This window comes from Bacillus yunxiaonensis (assembly GCF_037104695.1).
GTDB lineage: Bacteria > Bacillota > Bacilli > Bacillales > Bacillaceae_G > Bacillus_A > Bacillus_A yunxiaonensis.
This window is the reverse complement of sequence record NZ_JBAWSV010000004.1, coordinates 229,716-248,061: the sequence shown is the minus strand read 5'-3', so window position 1 is coordinate 248,061 and position 18,346 is coordinate 229,716. Positions and strand designations below refer to the sequence as shown.

Annotated in this window: 18 protein-coding genes; 11 read left to right on the top strand and 7 right to left on the bottom strand. The window is 34.5% G+C overall.

Features of this window, described 5'->3' with window-relative positions:
• Positions 1 to 3: 3 nt before the first annotated feature.
• Entirely contained in the window at positions 4 to 774 is a 771-nt protein-coding gene (locus WAX78_RS13380; protein ID WP_336482753.1) for a hypothetical protein, read from the bottom strand.
• A 312-nt stretch (positions 775 to 1,086) separates the two neighbouring features.
• Between WAX78_RS13380 and deoD the strand changes: the two genes are divergently transcribed.
• The 4 genes from deoD to WAX78_RS13360 all read left to right on the top strand — a co-directional run bounded on the left by deoD (position 1,087) and on the right by WAX78_RS13360 (position 4,969).
• Entirely contained in the window at positions 1,087 to 1,794 is a 708-nt protein-coding gene (gene deoD / locus WAX78_RS13375; protein WP_336482752.1) for a purine-nucleoside phosphorylase, read from the top strand.
• A 211-nt stretch (positions 1,795 to 2,005) separates the two neighbouring features.
• On the top strand, positions 2,006 to 3,823 hold the full coding sequence (locus tag WAX78_RS13370; protein ID WP_336482751.1) for a sensor histidine kinase: 1,818 nt from the start codon (positions 2,006 to 2,008) through the stop codon (positions 3,821 to 3,823).
• A gap of 106 nt (positions 3,824 to 3,929) precedes the next feature.
• Positions 3,930 to 4,460, top strand: coding sequence for a tyrosine-type recombinase/integrase (locus WAX78_RS13365; protein WP_336482750.1), 531 nt, complete (start codon positions 3,930 to 3,932; stop codon positions 4,458 to 4,460).
• A gap of 314 nt (positions 4,461 to 4,774) precedes the next feature.
• The gene (locus WAX78_RS13360) at positions 4,775 to 4,969 is read left to right on the top strand and encodes a DUF3924 family protein (protein WP_098309458.1); all 195 of its coding nucleotides are present in this window, start codon (positions 4,775 to 4,777) and stop codon (positions 4,967 to 4,969) included.
• Between the two features lie 512 nt (positions 4,970 to 5,481).
• On the opposite strand, the gene WAX78_RS13355 is transcribed toward WAX78_RS13360, so the two are convergent.
• Complete coding sequence (locus tag WAX78_RS13355; protein WP_336482749.1) at positions 5,482 to 6,327, bottom strand: DUF72 domain-containing protein; 846 nt, start codon at positions 6,325 to 6,327, stop codon at positions 5,482 to 5,484.
• A 314-nt stretch (positions 6,328 to 6,641) separates the two neighbouring features.
• Here WAX78_RS13355 and WAX78_RS13350 point away from each other — a divergent pair, with 314 nt between their 5' ends.
• Together WAX78_RS13350 and WAX78_RS13345 are read left to right on the top strand one after the other, a co-directional pair.
• Complete coding sequence (locus WAX78_RS13350) at positions 6,642 to 7,097, top strand: hypothetical protein (protein WP_336482748.1); 456 nt, start codon at positions 6,642 to 6,644, stop codon at positions 7,095 to 7,097.
• A gap of 141 nt (positions 7,098 to 7,238) precedes the next feature.
• Complete coding sequence (locus WAX78_RS13345) at positions 7,239 to 7,892, top strand: hypothetical protein (protein ID WP_336482747.1); 654 nt, start codon at positions 7,239 to 7,241, stop codon at positions 7,890 to 7,892.
• Positions 7,893 to 7,972: 80 nt separating this feature from the next.
• Here WAX78_RS13345 and WAX78_RS13340 read toward each other — a convergent pair whose 3' ends face one another.
• Positions 7,973 to 10,012: a transglycosylase domain-containing protein gene (locus tag WAX78_RS13340; RefSeq protein ID WP_336482746.1), complete on the bottom strand. Its 2,040-nt coding sequence runs from the start codon at positions 10,010 to 10,012 to the stop codon at positions 7,973 to 7,975.
• Between the two features lie 304 nt (positions 10,013 to 10,316).
• On the opposite strand from WAX78_RS13340, the gene WAX78_RS13335 reads away from it, so the two are divergent.
• The 3 genes from WAX78_RS13335 to WAX78_RS13325 all read left to right on the top strand — a co-directional run bounded on the left by WAX78_RS13335 (position 10,317) and on the right by WAX78_RS13325 (position 12,860).
• Positions 10,317 to 10,937, top strand: a complete 621-nt coding sequence (locus WAX78_RS13335; RefSeq protein ID WP_230573966.1) for a DUF47 domain-containing protein — start codon at positions 10,317 to 10,319, stop codon at positions 10,935 to 10,937.
• An 11-nt stretch (positions 10,938 to 10,948) separates the two neighbouring features.
• Complete coding sequence (locus WAX78_RS13330) at positions 10,949 to 11,947, top strand: inorganic phosphate transporter (RefSeq protein WP_336482745.1); 999 nt, start codon at positions 10,949 to 10,951, stop codon at positions 11,945 to 11,947.
• 112 nt (positions 11,948 to 12,059) lie between these two features.
• Positions 12,060 to 12,860, top strand: a complete 801-nt coding sequence (locus tag WAX78_RS13325) for a sulfite exporter TauE/SafE family protein (RefSeq protein WP_336482744.1) — start codon at positions 12,060 to 12,062, stop codon at positions 12,858 to 12,860.
• A gap of 868 nt (positions 12,861 to 13,728) precedes the next feature.
• On the opposite strand, the gene WAX78_RS13320 is transcribed toward WAX78_RS13325, so the two are convergent.
• Positions 13,729 to 13,953: a hypothetical protein gene (locus WAX78_RS13320; protein WP_336482743.1), complete on the bottom strand. Its 225-nt coding sequence runs from the start codon at positions 13,951 to 13,953 to the stop codon at positions 13,729 to 13,731.
• Positions 13,954 to 14,222: 269 nt separating this feature from the next.
• Here WAX78_RS13320 and WAX78_RS13315 point away from each other — a divergent pair, with 269 nt between their 5' ends.
• Positions 14,223 to 14,735 carry a Crp/Fnr family transcriptional regulator gene (locus tag WAX78_RS13315; protein ID WP_336482742.1) on the top strand — a complete coding sequence of 171 codons (513 nt, stop codon included), beginning with the start codon at positions 14,223 to 14,225 and terminating at the stop codon, positions 14,733 to 14,735.
• Between the two features lie 17 nt (positions 14,736 to 14,752).
• On the opposite strand, the gene hmpA is transcribed toward WAX78_RS13315, so the two are convergent.
• The 3 genes from hmpA to WAX78_RS13300 all read right to left on the bottom strand — a co-directional run bounded on the left by hmpA (position 14,753) and on the right by WAX78_RS13300 (position 18,008).
• A complete protein-coding gene (gene hmpA, locus WAX78_RS13310) occupies positions 14,753 to 15,961 on the bottom strand; it encodes an NO-inducible flavohemoprotein (protein WP_336482741.1) in 1,209 nt (402 codons plus the stop codon).
• Between the two features lie 306 nt (positions 15,962 to 16,267).
• Positions 16,268 to 16,786, bottom strand: coding sequence for a hypothetical protein (locus WAX78_RS13305; protein ID WP_336482740.1), 519 nt, complete (start codon positions 16,784 to 16,786; stop codon positions 16,268 to 16,270).
• A gap of 124 nt (positions 16,787 to 16,910) precedes the next feature.
• Positions 16,911 to 18,008 carry a site-2 protease family protein gene (locus WAX78_RS13300; protein ID WP_336482739.1) on the bottom strand — a complete coding sequence of 366 codons (1,098 nt, stop codon included), beginning with the start codon at positions 18,006 to 18,008 and terminating at the stop codon, positions 16,911 to 16,913.
• A 140-nt stretch (positions 18,009 to 18,148) separates the two neighbouring features.
• Between WAX78_RS13300 and WAX78_RS13295 the strand changes: the two genes are divergently transcribed.
• The gene (locus WAX78_RS13295; protein WP_413789198.1) at positions 18,149 to 18,328 is read left to right on the top strand and encodes a hypothetical protein; all 180 of its coding nucleotides are present in this window, start codon (positions 18,149 to 18,151) and stop codon (positions 18,326 to 18,328) included.
• The last annotated feature ends 18 nt before the right edge of the window (positions 18,329 to 18,346 follow it).

Genomic DNA, 18,346 nt, shown 5'->3' with positions numbered 1-18,346 from the left:
TTCTTAGCTGTTTTTTCGTTCCTGAACTTGTAGTACAAACTGCTCTTCATATTTCTTTCCGTTTATATAAAAAGTACCCCATATTTTATAAATCCCTTCACTCGGAAACGTAACGCGAAATTGCAATTGTCCTTCATCATTAGCAGGAACAACGTATAAGAAATGTTGTTGTTTTTCATCCACTATGCGAAGTGCAGCACGTTCTCCTGTATTCGAGCGAAATTTTAGTTTTTGGCCTTTTTCTATTTGAAATTGAAACGTTAATGTTTCCTCTTCATTCGGATGAAGCGCACGAAATAAAAGCGATGTTTTGTAAGTACCAATGTTTTTCGTCAATACAGTATCTACAGCGATTGGCCTCTGTTTTTTTTCTTCTTTCTTGCCTACTATAATATTTTTTTCAGCAAATTGTTTTGTTGTATCTCCTGTTTCTTCATATAGGAAAATTGTATATTCCCCTTCTTTTTTAAATTGATACGTGGTTTTATATGAACCATTACCAGCAAACGTTGGCCTCATTTGATACGACCGCGCTAACTGCTTGTCCACAATAAATATCCGAATATGATCGTTTACACCGCGAATCTCATTCCCTTTGTTATCTTTCAATTGAAATGTAATATGTGCGGTTTTATTTACATCGATATCATTAAGCTGCCACTTCACTTGTTGTATTTGTGCGGTTGTTTCTTCGCTATTTTTATATTTTTTCATATAAAATCCACCAAGAACAATAAGAAGTAAAGTAATAATCCCTATTATAAGATTTTTCACGAAATCACCTATCTACTTTTTGTAAATTGTAACATAATTCAGATTATTTTACGTATAAAAACATCTAACCTATATTCTTTTTTGTGCAATTATTTTATCTTACACTCTCTCCACCTATCTTCCTCGCTTCTCTCTCACTCTTAAGGTAGGGGTCTTACTGCCCGCGAATAGCGGGATAAATAGAAATGCACCATTGAAAACGCACTATTGAAAACGCTCTACTTCGTGTATACTACAAAGAGAAAACTACTTAATCGATATTATTCACTATATAATGCTTATATCGATTGCTACATAACAAGGAGGATATTTATGAGCATTCATATCGGAGCTAAAGAAGGCGAAATTGCTGAATCTATTTTATTACCTGGAGACCCTTTACGTGCAAAGTATATTGCAGAAAATTTTTTAGAAGATGTAACCTGCTACAACAATGTACGTGGTATGCTAGGATTTACAGGAACATATAAAGGCAAACGTGTCTCTGTACAAGGAACAGGTATGGGGGTTCCTTCTATTTCCATTTATGTAAACGAACTGATTCAAAGTTATAATGTAAAAAACTTGATTCGTGTGGGAACATGCGGTGCAATTCAAAAAGACGTAAAAGTTCGTGACGTTATTATTGCAATGACTGCTTGTACAGATTCTAACATAAATCGTTTAACATTCCCTGGATTTGATTTTGCGCCGTGTGCAAACTTTGATTTATTAAAGAAGGCATATGATGCTGGTGTAGAAAAAGGTTTACATATTCGCGTTGGTAACGTACTAACAGCTGATGTATTTTACCGTGAAAGTATGGACATGGTGAAAAAGCTTGGCGATTACGGTGTGTTAGCTGTTGAAATGGAAACAACTGCACTATATACATTAGCAGCGAAATACGGTGTAAACGCATTATCTGTTTTAACAGTAAGTGACCATATCTTTACTGGTGAAGAAACTACGGCTGAAGAACGTCAAACTACATTTAACGAAATGATTGAAATTGCATTAGATGCAGCAATTCAATCGTAATTTTCACAAGAACTTGTCATACGTCTGGCGAGTTCTTTTTTATTCCGCTATTTGCGGACGGTAAGACCTCCGCCACTAATGGAAGTTTCACTGTATATGACTTTTTTAAAGAAACTGTCTCAGCAAGCGACAGATTTCCTCTCCTACTCTCTTTATTCGTTTGCTATAATAAGAAGACGATTATGGAATTTACAATTTATGAGGTGAAGAAGTGAAAAAAAGAAGTATTGTGTTTAAGCTTTTTCTATTAACATCAGCATTGTTTACTGCGACATTTTTACTCTTTTTCCTTGGACAATCACTGTTTTTAGAAAAATTTTATATAAAGAAAAAAATTAATACCGTCCAAACATCTTTCGAAAAATTTGTTAGTAAATATGAAAAAAGTGATCAGTCATTTGAGGAGCTTTCAAAGTTAAAACAAGAGTTTTATGACAAAACAAATGCTGAACTCGTCTTATTAGATCGTAATGGTATTATTAAAGATGATAAAAATTATCATATTGAAATTGTTGATAAGTCTAATAAAACATATTTCATTCCACTCAATAATATTTTCACAAACGATGAATATTCTTCGTTTATAGAATTAAGATTAGCTCTTAATGATCAAATCAGTGTACAAGGTATCTTAAAACAAGATATGATTATTCCTATTACAATTACTACTAACGACAACAAAATATGGCAAAACGATAATATCATTTCAGATTTGAAGCAATTTGGTATACAACTTCAAGATGTGAAAAGAACTTTATATACAAAGGAATTTGGTGTTGGTATTAACAGATTTGAGGGTACTATTTCAAAACTACACATTCCTACCTCAACTGATATTCGTCTTACAAATAAAGATGCATTAATACAAGGCATTCAGCACTGGGAACTTTCTGTCGCATTAGGAAAAACAAACACAAATGAAATGACGACGTATACAATGGGCGGAGAAAATGAAGTAAAAAGTCAGGTTTTTGTTAAACCCGTTATTAAAAATGGTGAAATAAAAGAATTTGCATTTGCTATGACATCACTGCAGCCCGTTGATGAAGCTATGCTTGTTTTGAAAGATTATTACGTATATGCATTAATTATCGTCTTTCTTGTCATTATTTTATTGTCATTTTATTACTCAAAAATCATTGCAAAGCCACTTATTAAAATGAATCGTGTTACAAAGAAAATGGCGAACTTTGATTTTTCTGAAAAACTTCCTATATCAACAGAAGATGAAATTGGAAGCTTATCAAGTAGTATTAACAGCCTTTCTATAAATTTAAAAGATCGAATTGACAAATTGCATGTAGCAAATACAAAACTACAGCAAGATATTGAAAAAGAAAGACAGCTAGAGAAAACGAGAAAAGAGTTTATCTCTGGCGTATCCCATGAATTAAAAACACCACTAAGTGTAATCCGTAGTTTCACTGAAGGTATTAAAGATGGTGTAAGTAAAGATACTACGTATTATACCGACGTAATTTTAGAAGAAACTGATAATATGAACCGCCTTATTGTCGAAATGCTAGAACTTGCAAAACTTGAATCTGGCACATATAAATTAGAAATTGAAGCTTTTTCAATTGGAGAATTAATCAAACAAGTTTATACAAAGCTATTATTTAGTATCGAAGAAAAAAAATTACACGTAGAGCTTGCATTAGATCCAACTATTTATGTGCAAGCAAATCGCAATCGCATTGAACAAGTTGTCGTCAATCTATTAAGTAATGCAATTCGTTACGCACCAACTGGGGAACAAGTAAAGCTATCTGTCATTGAGTATGAAGAAACGGTAAAAATAGAAATTGAAAATAACGGTACGCCGATTCCTGAAGAAAGCTTAGATAAAATATGGGACCGTTTCTATCGATTAGACGCATCGCGTAGCCGTCATACAGGCGGAACAGGTCTAGGCTTATCCATTGTAAAAAATATTTTAGAACTTCATCATGCCGATTACGGTGTGTATAATAAAGAAAATGGTGTTGTCTTTTATTTCGACTTACAAAAAGCAAAAGAAGTCAAATAATTTGTTCTAATTTCACGAGGAGTTCACATGAAATTCACATACTCCCTTTATAGTAATAACTAGTTAATCCTTTCCTTTACACATATAAAAGAGGAGAGTGCGTGAAATGAAACAAGTAGGACAACCAATTCAAAATGAAAAACAATTAGAAAAAATCAAAGATATACTATTACTATCATCGAAGCGTGATGCTTTATTATTCGTATTAGCTGTGAATTCAGGATTAAAAGTAAGCGAGATTTTACAATTAAAAGTTGGCGATGTTATTGATGAAAACGAACATGTTCGTCATTCTATTTTGTTCTATAATGACAAAATGAAAAAGCATAAATGGTTCGCTGTAAGTGAAGAATTACAACATACTATCGAACAATACATGAAAGAGCGAAAAGTATGGAAACGAAACGAACCATTATTAAAATCTCAAAAAGGAACAAAGTCTATTACAAGACAACATGCTTGGTACATTTTAAACAAAGCAGCAAAAGAAGTTGGTTTAGAAGGGATTAGCTCACATACACTTCGCAAGACATGGGGATACTGTGCTTACAAATCTGGTGTAGATATTGCATTTTTACAACACTTTTTTGATCATAGTACTCCATCCAAAACTTTAAAATACATCGGTATTGCTTAGTCATACAAAATGTAAATATATAAAAAAAGGTAACTATTTTGTGAATAGTTACCTTTTTTTAATCCAATAAAGTGAAACTTCCATCAGTGGGGGTTTTTTCTTCATCCCCCACTGATGGAAGTTTCACCAATCGGGCGCATGCCAGCAGTTATCTCCCACCTCTCTTCCTTGTTTTTTTAGAATCTTGAGTTGGGAGTCTTACTGCCCTAAAGTAGCAGGAGAAACTCTGTCGCTTTCTTTACCATCTTATATATCTATCTCTTGTCTTGTTTCTCCTATCTTCTAGTGATACTCTAGTAATAGGGGGGAGAAATATGAACACACTAACAATTGAATTACCTAAAGAAACATTGGAAAAACTGCAATTATTACAACAAGCTCACAAACAGAAAACAGGTGCTGTCGTTACCGAAAGCACACTCATTCAATCTCTTATTTCAAGAGAATTTATTCAAGAAATTACACCGTTTGATTTACAGAAATATGTACAACAAAAAGAGCAGCGATAAAGTTCAACTTTGATTAGTAAGCGTTTTCTTCACTGATTATTAGTTGAATCAATCAAGCTCTTATGGAAAGTTAACTCCCACCTCTCTTCTTTCATTTAGGTGGGAGTTTTACTGATTATTAGAGCAGAAAAAACAACAGCAACTGTTGTCATCATTTTCCATGGTTTTTTCATCTATTCCCTCCCCTTTTAATAATACTGATAATGATTATCACGTAAACGCTGTTATTATTAAATTAACCTTTTGTAAACTTTAAATTTTTTAAGATAAAAGATACAAAAACCATTGACAATGATAATGATAACCATTATCATTTATTACGAAGCCAACAATTGATGAATCAACCAAACGCTCAGTAACATTGTTACCCCTCTTTTTTCATAAAGAAAAACACTGTACATTCCCCCCTGTTTGTACAGTGTTTTTCTTTTTTTATCCTAATTAGGCCTTTCAATCAATGAAGGATGAAGCCACTTAATAGAAATGCTACTTTATCCTACTACTCTTTCACTTCAATCGAATAAATTTAATTGTTCAGGCCTTGGTTCCCCATACGTAATTCCAAGCATATCCATCATTTGTTTTGCATTATCTGCCGCATCTCCGCCAGAGTTATTGTTAAATAAAAGGTAAATTTCCTTTGTTTTTGTTTTTAATTCTTGTAACCTCTCTATCCATTCTTCTAATTCCTGTTTGTTATAGCGATATAAACAGCGGACTGCCCTCCAATTCTCTCCTGTATTCAGCCACCCATGTACATTGCGCCCGTGAAATCGAACTAAGGTCATCTGTTCATGCGTTGCTTCTAGTACAATTGGAATAGAACCAATTCCTGCTTGTGGTTCATCACAAATAGTATGAATCCAACCTTCTTGTTTCATAAATTGCAATGTTCGATTACGAAATTCTGGATAAAACCAAGTCTGATTACGAAACTCTAATGAACATGGTATATCCCTCATCTTTTCTTTCGTATAGCGTAATAAGTCCACATTTTTCTTTTGACAATCGAACCAAGGTGGATACTGGAATAAAACCATTTTTAACTTATTTGCTTTTTGAAGAGGAACTATTGACTCTTTAAATGCATGAAACATATCTTCAATATTTGCAAAGGGGGTCTCTCCGCGCATATGCCCTGTCATTCCTTGATAAGCTTTCACAATAAATGAAAAATTTGGCGGTGTTTCTAAAACCCATTTCTCATAATTTCTTGCAGGCTGCATCGCATAAAAAGAACTATCTACTTCTACGATTGGAAAATGCTCACTATATGTTTGTAGTTTATGCTTCATTTCATATGCATCCCTATATAAAGCGTTATGATCTCCCCATCCTGTTAACCCAATAGAAATCATCCGAATATCATCTCCTGTCCACCTCTAAATTTCAAAAACATATTATGATATATGGCTTACAGAGTTATTTAATTGTCCATCATTAGCCGGCAGTACTCTACACACACTGATAGAAGCCTCATTTTATAAATACGGTTACAATCTTAACAATTTCATCCTATAACTTCTTAATCTACTATAACAAACCGAAAAAAAGTTTTTCTACACACAAAACTCTCTTTCTTTACTTTTCTTTACCGCAGCTTAACGTTAATTTAACGCTCATTTTGTATACTACATATGTAAGAACTTATACGAAACGAGGGTGAATGCAGATGAAAGTATTATCATCTATCCGTTTTTGGATTATTTTTATGTCATGTATAACGCTATGTTTTGCACTCTTTTTAATTGGAGAATACAATAAACCAAAAGCAGCCTCAAATGAAGGTACCGTACCCTATGACATCCTATATACAAAACAAAATCATATACCCCTAATGCATGATACGCATAAAGAGAAGGTTGTTATGAAGGGGATGGTGATTACCGATGCCACTTCGTATAAACAATTAGAAATAATTGCGAAGCAAATCAAAGAAAGATATGCACAAGCAAAACTCGATTCAATTGAACTTACAATCCATAATAAAAATAATGGTCAATACTATGACGATCTTGCTTATGAGCCAACCGCTAAAGGAAACATCGTCATCTCCTATACACCGTTAACCGAAACCGAGCACAGTATAAATAAAAATATAAATATTCAACTCAACAAGCACCCTTAATCTAAAAGGGTGCTTGTTTCTATGTATAAGCACATTTTTTATAAATTAGTCAAGTATCCTAGGTCTTGTCCTGCAAAGATGAATATCATATATCGACAAATGATTTAAAGAGAGAGAACTTACATTAAGGAGGAATTATGTATGATGTATCCATACAATCAGTTCAATCAGTCGTATTATTCTCGAAATGCGATGAGAAATTACAAAAATTTAATTGGCACAAACGTTCAGGTTAATTTAGGAGGTCCAGAAAAAGCAGAGGGAACATTATTAAAAGTTCAAAATGATTTTTGTGTCGTACAAAATGACGATGGTGTTGTTTACTATCCGTTACACCACATTAATGGCTTTGCCGAGCAATATGAAGATGACTCTGAAGAATCAGATGATAATGAACAAAACAACAATCAAAATAACCAAAATAACCAATATGAAGCCCCTATCATTGTGAGCGGAAACCGTTTTGGAAGTGTTATTAACCGTCTAAAAGGAGAAACAGTTCAATTCAATCAAGGTCCGAAACAAATAGAAGGAACTATTGTCGGTCGTACTAGAGATCATATTCTACTTGAGGTTGATGGTCAGGTTACGTATGTACCAACGTTCCATGTTCAAAGTATGCGTTGGAACTATAACAATAATAATGATAACAATGATAATAATGATAATAATGATAACAATAACAATAATAACAATAATGATAATAAAAATGATGATAATGAAACACGCAATAGCTATAGCGATAGCGATAACAACCAAAAAAAGAAATGCAAACGTTGCAAAAAACGCCGTTAAGACGATAACGGCTCATGTACTAGAAAATAAAAATATAAGTAAATCCCAGATTACTCATTTTATAATCTGGGATTTACTCCTTAAAAGAATGGAATCCATTCTTTTATTTTATTCATCCAATTTTCCTGTTGTTCTTTTCTCTGCTTTTCTTCCTCTTGTCGTTTTTTCTCTTCTTCTCTTCGCTTCTTTTCTTCTTCAATGGTTTGTAACTGTTTTGTATACTCAGCTTCTGGTATAAGCGACAAATCAAAGTTTTTTTGACTTGGCTGCCCAATTGCTTTTTTCATAATATCTTGAAACATCGTCGTCGTTATTTGACTACCACCAGGAACAAAATGTTCGCTATCTGTTTTATCGTAGCCAACCCAAATGGATGCAACCAATTCTGGTGTATAACCAACAAACCATGAATCTTTTGCACCGCTGCTCGGGCCATCTACAAGTTGTGTTGTACCCGTTTTCCCAGCAGTCTCTACAGATTTAAGTTTTGCCTTTTCTCCCGTTCCTTTCTCTACAACCCCTTGTAATAAATACGTCATCTTTTGGGCCGTTTTTTCATCAGTAACATGAACTTCCTTTTTGTACCATTTCCCTACTGTATTCCCTTCACTATCTTGAAGTTCCCGAATCGCATGTGCTTCCATTTGTACACCATCATTTGCAAAGGTCGCATACGCTTGTGCCATGACAAGTGGAGATGTTCCTTCACTCATCCCTCCTAGCGCTAACGCATAAGATTGATCATTATCTTGAAGCGGAATACCAAAACGTTCTAAAGACTTCAATCCCTTTTCCAGACCAATTTGCTCTAATAGCCAAACAGCGGGTACATTATAGGAGTTAGCAAGTGCTTCATACATCGTCACATTACCATGGTATATATTGCCGCTATTTTTCGGTGAATATCCATTAATGTCTAGTGGTTCATCTTTTAATACATCATAAACCTCATATCCTTGTTCCAATGCTGGTGTATACACTGCTAATGGTTTTAATGTTGAACCTGGCTGGCGTTTTAATTGCGATGCATGATTAAACTGTAAAAATTGATACGGTCCTCGTCCTCCTACAAGCGCCGGAACACCACCCGTTTTGGGATTCATGAGTACGACACCTGTTTGCATAATCTGATCAGAAGTAGTCTTTGGAAAATAATGATCATTATTCACAACATCTTCTGCCGCTTGTTGCATCTTTGGATCTAATTCTGTGTAAATATGATAACCACCTGATAAAATTTCATTTTGTGTCAAGTTGTATTTGTTCATTGCCTCACGAACAACATAGTCAACATAGTAAGGATATTTCCCCTTATATTGACTTTCGACACCACGGTGAAGCGAAAGCCCTTCATCTTTCGCTACTTGAAATTGTTTGTCTGTAATATATCCTTGTTCCTTCATTAAAGAAAGAACAACATTTCTTCTTGTAATCGATTTATTAAAATTTTTAAACGGTGAATACGTAGACGGTGCTTTAATTAATCCAGCTAAGGTGGCAGCTTCAGGAATCGTCAGGTCTTTGACTTCTTTATCAAAATACGTCTTCGCAGCCTTTTTAATTCCCCAAGCTCCTTCACCAAAATAAATTTGATTCAAATACATTTCGATAATTTCATCTTTTGTATATGTGCGTTCAATTTTCTTTGTAATAAAATACTCTTTGAATTTTCTTGAAAACGTGCGATCTTGTGTTAAAAATACGTTTTTAGCAAGCTGTTGTGTAATTGTACTGCCCCCAGCAACAACTTCTCCTGCTGTTATATTTTTAATGATAGCGTTAAAAATTCCGCTATAAGATATGCCGCGATGCTTATAAAATTTTTGGTCTTCTACTGCAACAACAGCTTGAGTCATAACGTCTGGGATATCTTTACGTTTAATTCCCTCCATTTTCGAAGAAGACAATTTTGCTGCTACTTGCTTATTTGCATCATAAATCACTGTTGGCTGAGGTACTGCATGTTTTAATGCCGATATATCTTGAATTGTAATCATAATGTTTACAAAGATAAACAAAGATAAGCCAAAACTTCCTAAAATCAACAATACTATTCGCAATTTTTTTCTTGTTTTGAACCACTCTCGTATACTTTGTAATTGAGTGCTGTTCAACTTCATTCATTCACTTCCTCTACCTTACTTTCAAATGTATATATGAGTAACATCTTTATCTTTACAAATTTTCTCTGATATCGTTATAGTTCGTCAAGTCTAAGCTGTCCTTTTCATACTTTTTGTATGAAAAGGACATTCTATAAGTACAAGAATTACTAAAAAAGTGTTAACATTACTAATTTTTCAACTTGTCTAATGTTAAGTTTTTGTAAACTTTTCGATAAAATGTTTTAAAAACCGACAGCTTTTTGATAGAATGAACTAGCCAATATGCTTTACATAACTATTCTTTGGTGGGGGTAACAATATGGTTTTCAAATCGAAAAAAGACAAATTTTCAGAAATGCTAACGAATATCTCTGAAAATTTAAAAGAAGGCGCACAATTTTTTGTGGAGTATAAAATTAAAAACGCAAGTGATTTAAAAGAATTCTCCATGCGCATGAAAGAGTATGAGTCAAAAGGTGACTCATTTATTCACGAAATCATTATGGAATTAAACAAAGCATTTATCACTCCAATTGAACGTGAAGACATTTTACAACTTGCAATGAGTATGGATGATGTATTAGACGGATTAGATCATAGTGCAGGTCTATTTGAAATGTATTCTATTACAGAAGCAGACGAATACATGATTAAATTCGTTGATGCAATTAATCAGTGTGCGATTGAAATTGCATCGTCTATTGAGTTGATGTCCAATAAAAAACTACTCGATATTCGTACAAATGCGATCAAAATTAAAGATTACGAATCAAAATGTGATGATATTCGTAGACATGCTATTAAGCATCTATTCTCTCGTGAGAAAGATCCAATTAAGATTATTCAATACAAAGAAATTTACGAAGAATTAGAAGAAGTTGCTGACAGCTGTCAAAGCGTAGCAAATGTTTTAGAAACAATTATTATGAAGAACGCATAAGGAGTTTGATCATGGATACACTCTTGATTTTAACCGTTTTAGTTGTCATTTGTGCTCTAGCTTTCGACTTTATTAACGGGTTCCATGATACAGCAAATGCTATCGCAACAGCTGTTTCAACAAAGGCTTTAAAGCCAAGACAAGCCATTCTTATGGCGTCTATTATGAACTTTTTAGGTGCAATGACATTTACGGGTGTAGCAAAAACTATTACAAAAGATATTGTCGATCCATTTACATTACCAAATGGTAGTGTCGTTATCTTAGCAGCGCTGATTGCTGCTATCGCATGGAACTTAATTACTTGGTACTATGGAATTCCAAGTAGTTCGTCTCATGCAATTATCGGTTCTATTGCTGGGGCAGCTATCGCTGCTGCTGGTTTTGGTTCATTAAATTATAAAGGTTTCATTAAAATTATTGAAGCTTTAGTTATTTCACCGATTATCGCTTTCGTCATTGGTTTTATCGTATATAGTATTTTTAAAGTTTCCTTTAAAAATTTCAATCTGACGAAAACAAATAAAAATTTCCGTTTATTCCAAGTGTTTACAGCCGCATTGCAATCTTATACACATGGCACAAACGATGCTCAAAAAGCGATGGGTATTATTACAATGGCCCTTATCGCAAATAATTATCATACTTCAACAGATATCCCTTTTTGGGTACAATTGGCGTGTGCGACTGCAATGGGTCTTGGTACTTCTATTGGTGGATGGAAAATTATCAAAACCGTCGGTGGACAAATTATGAAAATTCGCCCTGTAAATGGTGTAGCTGCTGATTTATCATCATCAATTGTTATTTTCGGTGCAACTTTCATTCATTTACCGGTAAGTACAACACACGTTATTTCATCTTCTATTTTAGGTGTTGGCTCTTCACATCGCGTAAAAGGTGTAAAGTGGGGAACAGCAAAACGCATGTTAATTACATGGGTTATTACACTCCCAATTTCAGCTTCATTAGCTGCTTTATGCTATTACGTATTAAACCTTATGTTCTAAAGAAAAGTCGTCTTCTTATGTAGAAGACGACTTTTTTGTGAACTCACGTCATTCTGATTCAAAACATTGTATAATATATGATGTATTTGTTGCAAAAGAGGAGTTGTTACAGTTGGAATATATTATGCTATTATTTGTTGGATTATTAGCAGGTACAATCGGAAGTCTAGTTGGTCTTGGTGGGGGAATCATTATCGTTCCGCTACTGATTAGCTTACATACTCTTTCTCCCCAATTGGCTGTTGGTACTTCAATTGTTACTGTTGTATTTACAGGTTTGGCTTCTACCCTCACATACATGAAGCATAAGCGAATTGATTACAAAAGTGGCCTTATTTTATTTATTGGGAGTGGTCCTGGAGGAATTATCGGATCATGGGCAAATAAATTTTTAAATCAAGATTCTTTCTCTTTATACTTTGGAATTTTTCTTATTTTCGTATCCATTTTACTGATGCTAAAAGATAAAATGAAGCCCCTTTCCCTTTCAAACAGTTCTGTTATTAAACGCTCCTTTACAACTTCTGAAGGAGAGACCATGTTTTATCAGTTTCCACCTTTTCTTGCTACCATTATTTCATTTGGTGTAGGTTTTATTTCTGGTTTATTTGGAATTGGTGGAGGTGCCCTATTAGTCCCAGCGATGATGCTTCTCTTTGCCTTTCCAGCCCAAATCGCTGTCGCTACATCAATGTTTATTGTTTTTTTATCTGCAATTGTAAATTCAGCAACTCATATTTCACTTGGTAATGTAAGCTGGCTCTATGCCCTTGTGTTAATCCCCGGAGCATGGATTGGCGGGAAAATTGGGGCTTATATTAATACAAAACTAAGCGGTAAGGCTATTATCAATTTATTACGCATTACCTTAATCATTCTCGGTGCACGTATGATTATTAGTTCCATTTTGTAACGCATTCTTTTAGAATGCGTTTCTTTTATATACATGTGTAAAAAAACACTCCTAACATAATACATAATAATGAGCAGGCACAAAGTAAGATAAAGTTAGAAATGCGTAAATTCCTCAAGATAATCACTCCTATATTTGTTACATCTTTTGTATTTTATCCTACTCTAACGTACAGTAAGACTCATCCTGAATTTAGTAGATAAAAATAAAGTGAAACTTCCGTCACCAATCGGGCGCATGCCAGCAGTTCCCCCCACCTATCTTCTGTAGAAAAGCGGAAGCGGCTCGTCCAGAATCACAGGACGCCCACGCCCAAGGCAGATAGGCGCTTTTTGCCTCGTCCGAGGGGCGAAACGGCCGGAGATTCTAGCCGCTAGAGCTGGACAACGATCCTCCCTGAATCTTGAGGTGGAGGTCTTAAAGCGAAACTTCCATTAGCAGGGGATGGAGAATCCCATTTGCTTTATCATACCGAAAAAAAGCAACATATACATTTACAATGCCCTAACAATATAGAAGTGAATGTTGCAAATCATATGTAATTATTACATTATATATACAATTTCATTGTTTTACATTTATAAAGTGGAACTTTCATCCGTGGGGATTTTGCCATCCCCCACCTATCTTCTGTAGAAAAGCGGAAGCGGCTCGCCCAGAACCGCAGAACGTTGGAACCCAAGGCAGATAGGCGCTTTTTGCCTCGTCCGAGGGGGCGAAACGACCGGAGATTCTAGCCGCTAGAGCTGGACAACGATTTTCTCTCAATCTTGAGGTGGCGATCTCTTAGCCGGGTAAACAAAAAACAAGCCGAGAAATGCTTCTCTCCTAAATAAAGAGAAGCATTTCTCGGCTTGTTATATTTCCGTCAGTGTACAAGCGACCATCCCATAAAATCTTCATGGACTTTTCTTGCCCGTTTATCGTTTCTATCATATAATTCTGCATAACTATCTGTTTCTTCATCATAAGCCATCGTATAAATGATTTGTCCATCTATTTCGACCGATAGAACAACTCCACCCTTCATTTCTTCCACATGTATCACTGCATCTGTTGAAATCTTCACATCAGTCATTTTTTCATCTAACATGGTATGCCCCCTAAAAAATATTCCTTTCTAGTACCGTCCTTACACATACACACTAAACAGTATACTACTGTAATATGATATATTTCGTCAATAAAATTGATGGACTTTATGTGAAATGCTCTTTTAGATAAATTGACATTTCCATTAGCAAGAGATTACTAAATTGCAAAATAAAGCTATAACATTGCTTCTGCATTTCACAAAAATAGTCTTATACAAACAATTCCTCTATAATAAAATGAAAAGCAATATATAAAGAGGTGCTTACATTGATTTTACATAAAGGAGAAATACTATTTCGTCAAGGAGAGGAAGGCCCTCTATATTTTATAAAAAGCGGTCTATTAAAAGTAGTTCGCTTCCAAGAAGACGGCACGTCTTTTTTATTTAATATTATTGTTCCAGGTGAAACGATCCCTCACCACTCTTTAATCTCTCCAAAAGAATATCATGGAACTGCAATCGCTTTAATTAAGACAGAAGTAGAGCCAATTTTATGCAACGCATGGTATGAACAATTACATGCAAATCCCGAATCTTATGCCGATATCGCCCTTCAGCTGCAAACAAAATTACGAATGATGCAAGAGCGTATTGATCAGCTTACAACCGTTTCTCCAAAAGAGAGGCTACTTCGTTTACAAAAATGGTTTACAACATATTTAGGAGACATTCCAATCTATGAAATTTTAAACCAAACAGAAATCGGTCAACTCATTGGCATCCGCCGTGAAACTGTAAATCGTCTACTTCGAGAACAAACAAAAAACGAGGTGAGTTAACACCTCGTTTTTTTTCATTATTGTAAGCTAGCTGCTGGCCCAAAGAATTCAAAATGAATATTCTCTGGTGTCACGCCCCATTCTGTCAAAGCTGCATGAATATGCTTCATAAATGGCACCGGTCCACAGAAGTAGAAATCCGCTTCGCTGGAAGGAATAATAGTTTGTAACCACGCTAAATCAATGTAGCCTTCTTTATCATAATTTTTTACTTTCTTATCTTGCTCAGTTGGATTAGAGTAGCAAGTATATACTTTTACTTGTTCATGCTCTTTTGCTACATTTGCAACATAGTCTTTCATTGCGTGTACATCACTGTTTAACGCGCCGTGAATAAAGTATACATTACGGTTTGACGATTGCTCAATTAATGTATTTAACATACTCATCATTGGTGTAATTCCTACACCACCACTAATCAATACAACTGGTAACTGTGAATCAGTATTCAGTACAAAATCTCCTGCTGGTGCGCTTAACGGTAAAATATCTCCTTCATTTACATGATCATGTAAATAATTCGATACCATTCCATCTAGACCTTCTGCACCTTTCTCACGTTTTACACTAATACGGTAATAATCCTTTCCAGGTGCATCTGATAAACTATACTGACGGTTATGTGTATATGTTTCTCCTTCAATATTTAACTGTACACTTACATATTGTCCTGGTAAGAATGAAGATAGCGCTCCCCCATCTTCTGGTTTTAAATAAAAGGATGTAATCACATCACTCTCTTTTTCTTTTTTCACAACGATAAAATTACGGAAATCTTTCCAGCCGCCTGCTTTTTCAGCAGCTTCTTCATACATCTCTGCTTCTATACCAATAAATGCGTCAGCTATCACACCATAAGCTTCTCCCCAAGCATCTAATACTTCTTGCGGGGCATCAGCTACTTCTTTAATCGCTTGTAGCAAGCATTTACCAACAATTGGGTAGTGTTCTGCTTTAATACCTAAGCTACGATGTTTATGTCCAATTTGTTTTACAACTGGAATGATCACCGCTAAGTTATCAATATAATTAGCAGCTGCGTATACTGCATTTGCTAATGCTTGCTGCTGTCTCCCTTGTTTTTGATTTGCATGGTTAAAAATATTTAATAGTTCCGGATGCTCAGAAAACATAATTTGATAAAAACGTGTTGTAATCTCCACACCTTTTTCTTGTAATAACGGTACAGTTGATTTTACAATTTCAATTGTTTTTGGACTTAACATACTATCCACTCCTCTATTTCCTTAACTATTTCCATTGTATACGATATCAAAGATATGAGTTGTGATTTTAATCACTATAAACATGATGGTTTTGTGAAAAACGTCATTAAGGAAACTTTAATCAGTGTCCCCTCCCCTATCTTCTGTACTTGTCTCTCCATCTTGAGATGAGGTCTTCCTGCCCCCGAATAGCGGGATAAATGACACCCTCTATCTCCTTTAAGAAATTCCTCGTAGGATTGAGAAGAATGTTACTGTATATTAAAGTAACATCAATAATAAAAAGACATACTAAGTATGCCTTTTTTACTGCGCTTGTAATGCCTGTTCTATTACTTTCACATCTTTCCCATTTCCAAACTCTGTATACCCCCAAATATTCGTTTCACCTGTATATTTATTTACAATAATATCTAAGTCATGATATACACGATGCGCATAAGTGATATATTCAATATTACGAGCTGCTACCCCTTTTTTCAAAATTTCATAACTTCGTTTCACATCTCGTTTTATTTGCTTGTTTTTCACTTTTGTCTCAACATCTTTTAAAGAATGTTCCTGTTCTTGAAACCATTTAATGAAATGATTCCAATCTCCATCTGTATATTTTTCTGCTTTTCCATAATTTAAAAAGTTGTTATAACTTTCGTGTGTCGTACGAATAAATTGTAGCACTTCTTTCGTCTCATTGACTTCTTCTACTTTCGGCATTGCCGCTACACCAACCGGCTTACTCGCATAGTGTACAAAAAATTTGGTTAAACCGTAACTAGTGATTCCCATGAAAATAAGAATTCCAAGTATATTCCACATTTTTTTCATACACCCTACTCCTTTTCTTTATGTAAATATTACATTTATTTCTATAAAATATAATATTTGTAATATTCTACAAAGAAGTAGGGATTCCTGTATAAACTGTTCTTACCATTTCGACAACGTTTTTCTACAAATTACGTGTCGGAAGTTGATCTTGTAAGATAATATTTCCTTGATATGTGGCATATCCAAGTATTGCAAGTAATAACACATACAAAATGAACATACCTATACGTGTTTCTATATTTGCAGAATAGTATGTTTCATATTGTTCTTTTTCTTTTTCCCACTTATGTAATTTTCGCTCTGACACTACTAATGCATCTTGCATCAATAAAAGGTACTGTTCTCTTTCCTCTTCATACGGTACGTAATCAAGTGGTTCAAATTTAAGATGCAAGTAATCTAATGCTATTTTTCTTTGACGTTCTTCTTTTGTTAATGTTTTATCTCGTTCTTTTTGACTAAGCATCATCACTTCATGATGCATCATATAGATGGTGCGATGAAGTGCCCCTGTTTCTCTCAATTCGTCTTTCAAACGTATAATATATTCTTTTACGGTATCTATTTTCCAACCAAGCTCTTGGATTGGTTGATTTCGCTTTGATACTCTGTGCCATTCTAAACAACCTAATACAAAAATAAATCCAAGAAAAATACTTTTTTGTACAATTGCATAACCAAGTAATATAACTAGGCCCAGCGCCCAAATTTTCGTACTTACAACAGAAACAATTCGTCCACCATCGAGTGGTGATACGGGAATTAAGTTAAAGAAATTAATCATACTACCAAGTACAATAACAAGTGCCCAGAACGGTTCTTTTGTTATCATATATAGCGGAATTGCTGGCAAAAAAGAAAATAAACCAAATAACGGTCCCATATATGCAATGTATGCCTCGTCTTTTGCGTTTTTAGGCAATTCTTTCATTCCTATAACCGCTCCCATAAATGGGATAAAAATAGCAGGTGATGTTGCAATCCCTTTTCTTCTCGCTGCCCACAAATGGCCCATTTCATGAATAAGTAATAAGTATACAAGCGCAACACCAAATTTCCATCCATATATCGCTGCATAAGCACCAAGAGATAACAACATACTAAATATAGTCGAAAACTTTGCTAGTTTCACAATAGCAAATACCCATTTTAATTTAGATAACAGAAAAACACCAACTGCTGCAACGATTCCCCATAATCCTTTTGTATTTTGTTTCATATTCCTCTCCTTACCAATAGTCTTTTTCTTCTTAATTATGCCATATATTTTAATTTTATTGGGAACGACTGTTTAATTCATCCATTTTTAGCCAATACTATACATGCAAGGAGGTGAAAACAGTGACATTACAAGCTGTTATGATCGGTGCCTTATCTTTTCTAGCTTCTATGCTTATTTTTTATACTGTTGGACATGTATTACTATTGGATTGGCTGCCAAACAATATTTTTATTAGCTCCATTATCCTTTCTGCACTTATTATCGCTTATTTCATTACGCGAAAATCTATGAATGAACCGTCAACAAAAACAAAATAAAAGAGTGATGAGATTTTA

Bases quoted from the DNA above. Each gene is read 5' to 3' on its own strand.
- deoD (WP_336482752.1), top strand. From the start codon at position 1,087: ATGAGCATTCATATCGGAGCTAAAGAAGGCGAAATTGCTGAATCTATT.
- WAX78_RS13365 (WP_336482750.1), top strand. From the start codon at position 3,930: ATGAAACAAGTAGGACAACCAATTCAAAATGAAAAACAATTAGAAAAA.
- WAX78_RS13360 (WP_098309458.1), top strand. From the start codon at position 4,775: ATGAACACACTAACAATTGAATTACCTAAAGAAACATTGGAAAAACTG.
- WAX78_RS13355 (WP_336482749.1), bottom strand. From the start codon at position 6,327: ATGATTTCTATTGGGTTAACAGGATGGGGAGATCATAACGCTTTATAT.
- WAX78_RS13350 (WP_336482748.1), top strand. From the start codon at position 6,642: ATGAAAGTATTATCATCTATCCGTTTTTGGATTATTTTTATGTCATGT.
- WAX78_RS13345 (WP_336482747.1), top strand. From the start codon at position 7,239: ATGATGTATCCATACAATCAGTTCAATCAGTCGTATTATTCTCGAAAT.
- WAX78_RS13340 (WP_336482746.1), bottom strand. From the start codon at position 10,012: ATGAAGTTGAACAGCACTCAATTACAAAGTATACGAGAGTGGTTCAAA.
- WAX78_RS13335 (WP_230573966.1), top strand. From the start codon at position 10,317: ATGGTTTTCAAATCGAAAAAAGACAAATTTTCAGAAATGCTAACGAAT.
- WAX78_RS13330 (WP_336482745.1), top strand. From the start codon at position 10,949: ATGGATACACTCTTGATTTTAACCGTTTTAGTTGTCATTTGTGCTCTA.
- WAX78_RS13320 (WP_336482743.1), bottom strand. From the start codon at position 13,953: ATGTTAGATGAAAAAATGACTGATGTGAAGATTTCAACAGATGCAGTG.
- hmpA (WP_336482741.1), bottom strand. From the start codon at position 15,961: ATGTTAAGTCCAAAAACAATTGAAATTGTAAAATCAACTGTACCGTTA.
- WAX78_RS13305 (WP_336482740.1), bottom strand. From the start codon at position 16,786: ATGAAAAAAATGTGGAATATACTTGGAATTCTTATTTTCATGGGAATC.
- WAX78_RS13300 (WP_336482739.1), bottom strand. From the start codon at position 18,008: ATGAAACAAAATACAAAAGGATTATGGGGAATCGTTGCAGCAGTTGGT.
- WAX78_RS13295 (WP_413789198.1), top strand. From the start codon at position 18,149: ATGATCGGTGCCTTATCTTTTCTAGCTTCTATGCTTATTTTTTATACT.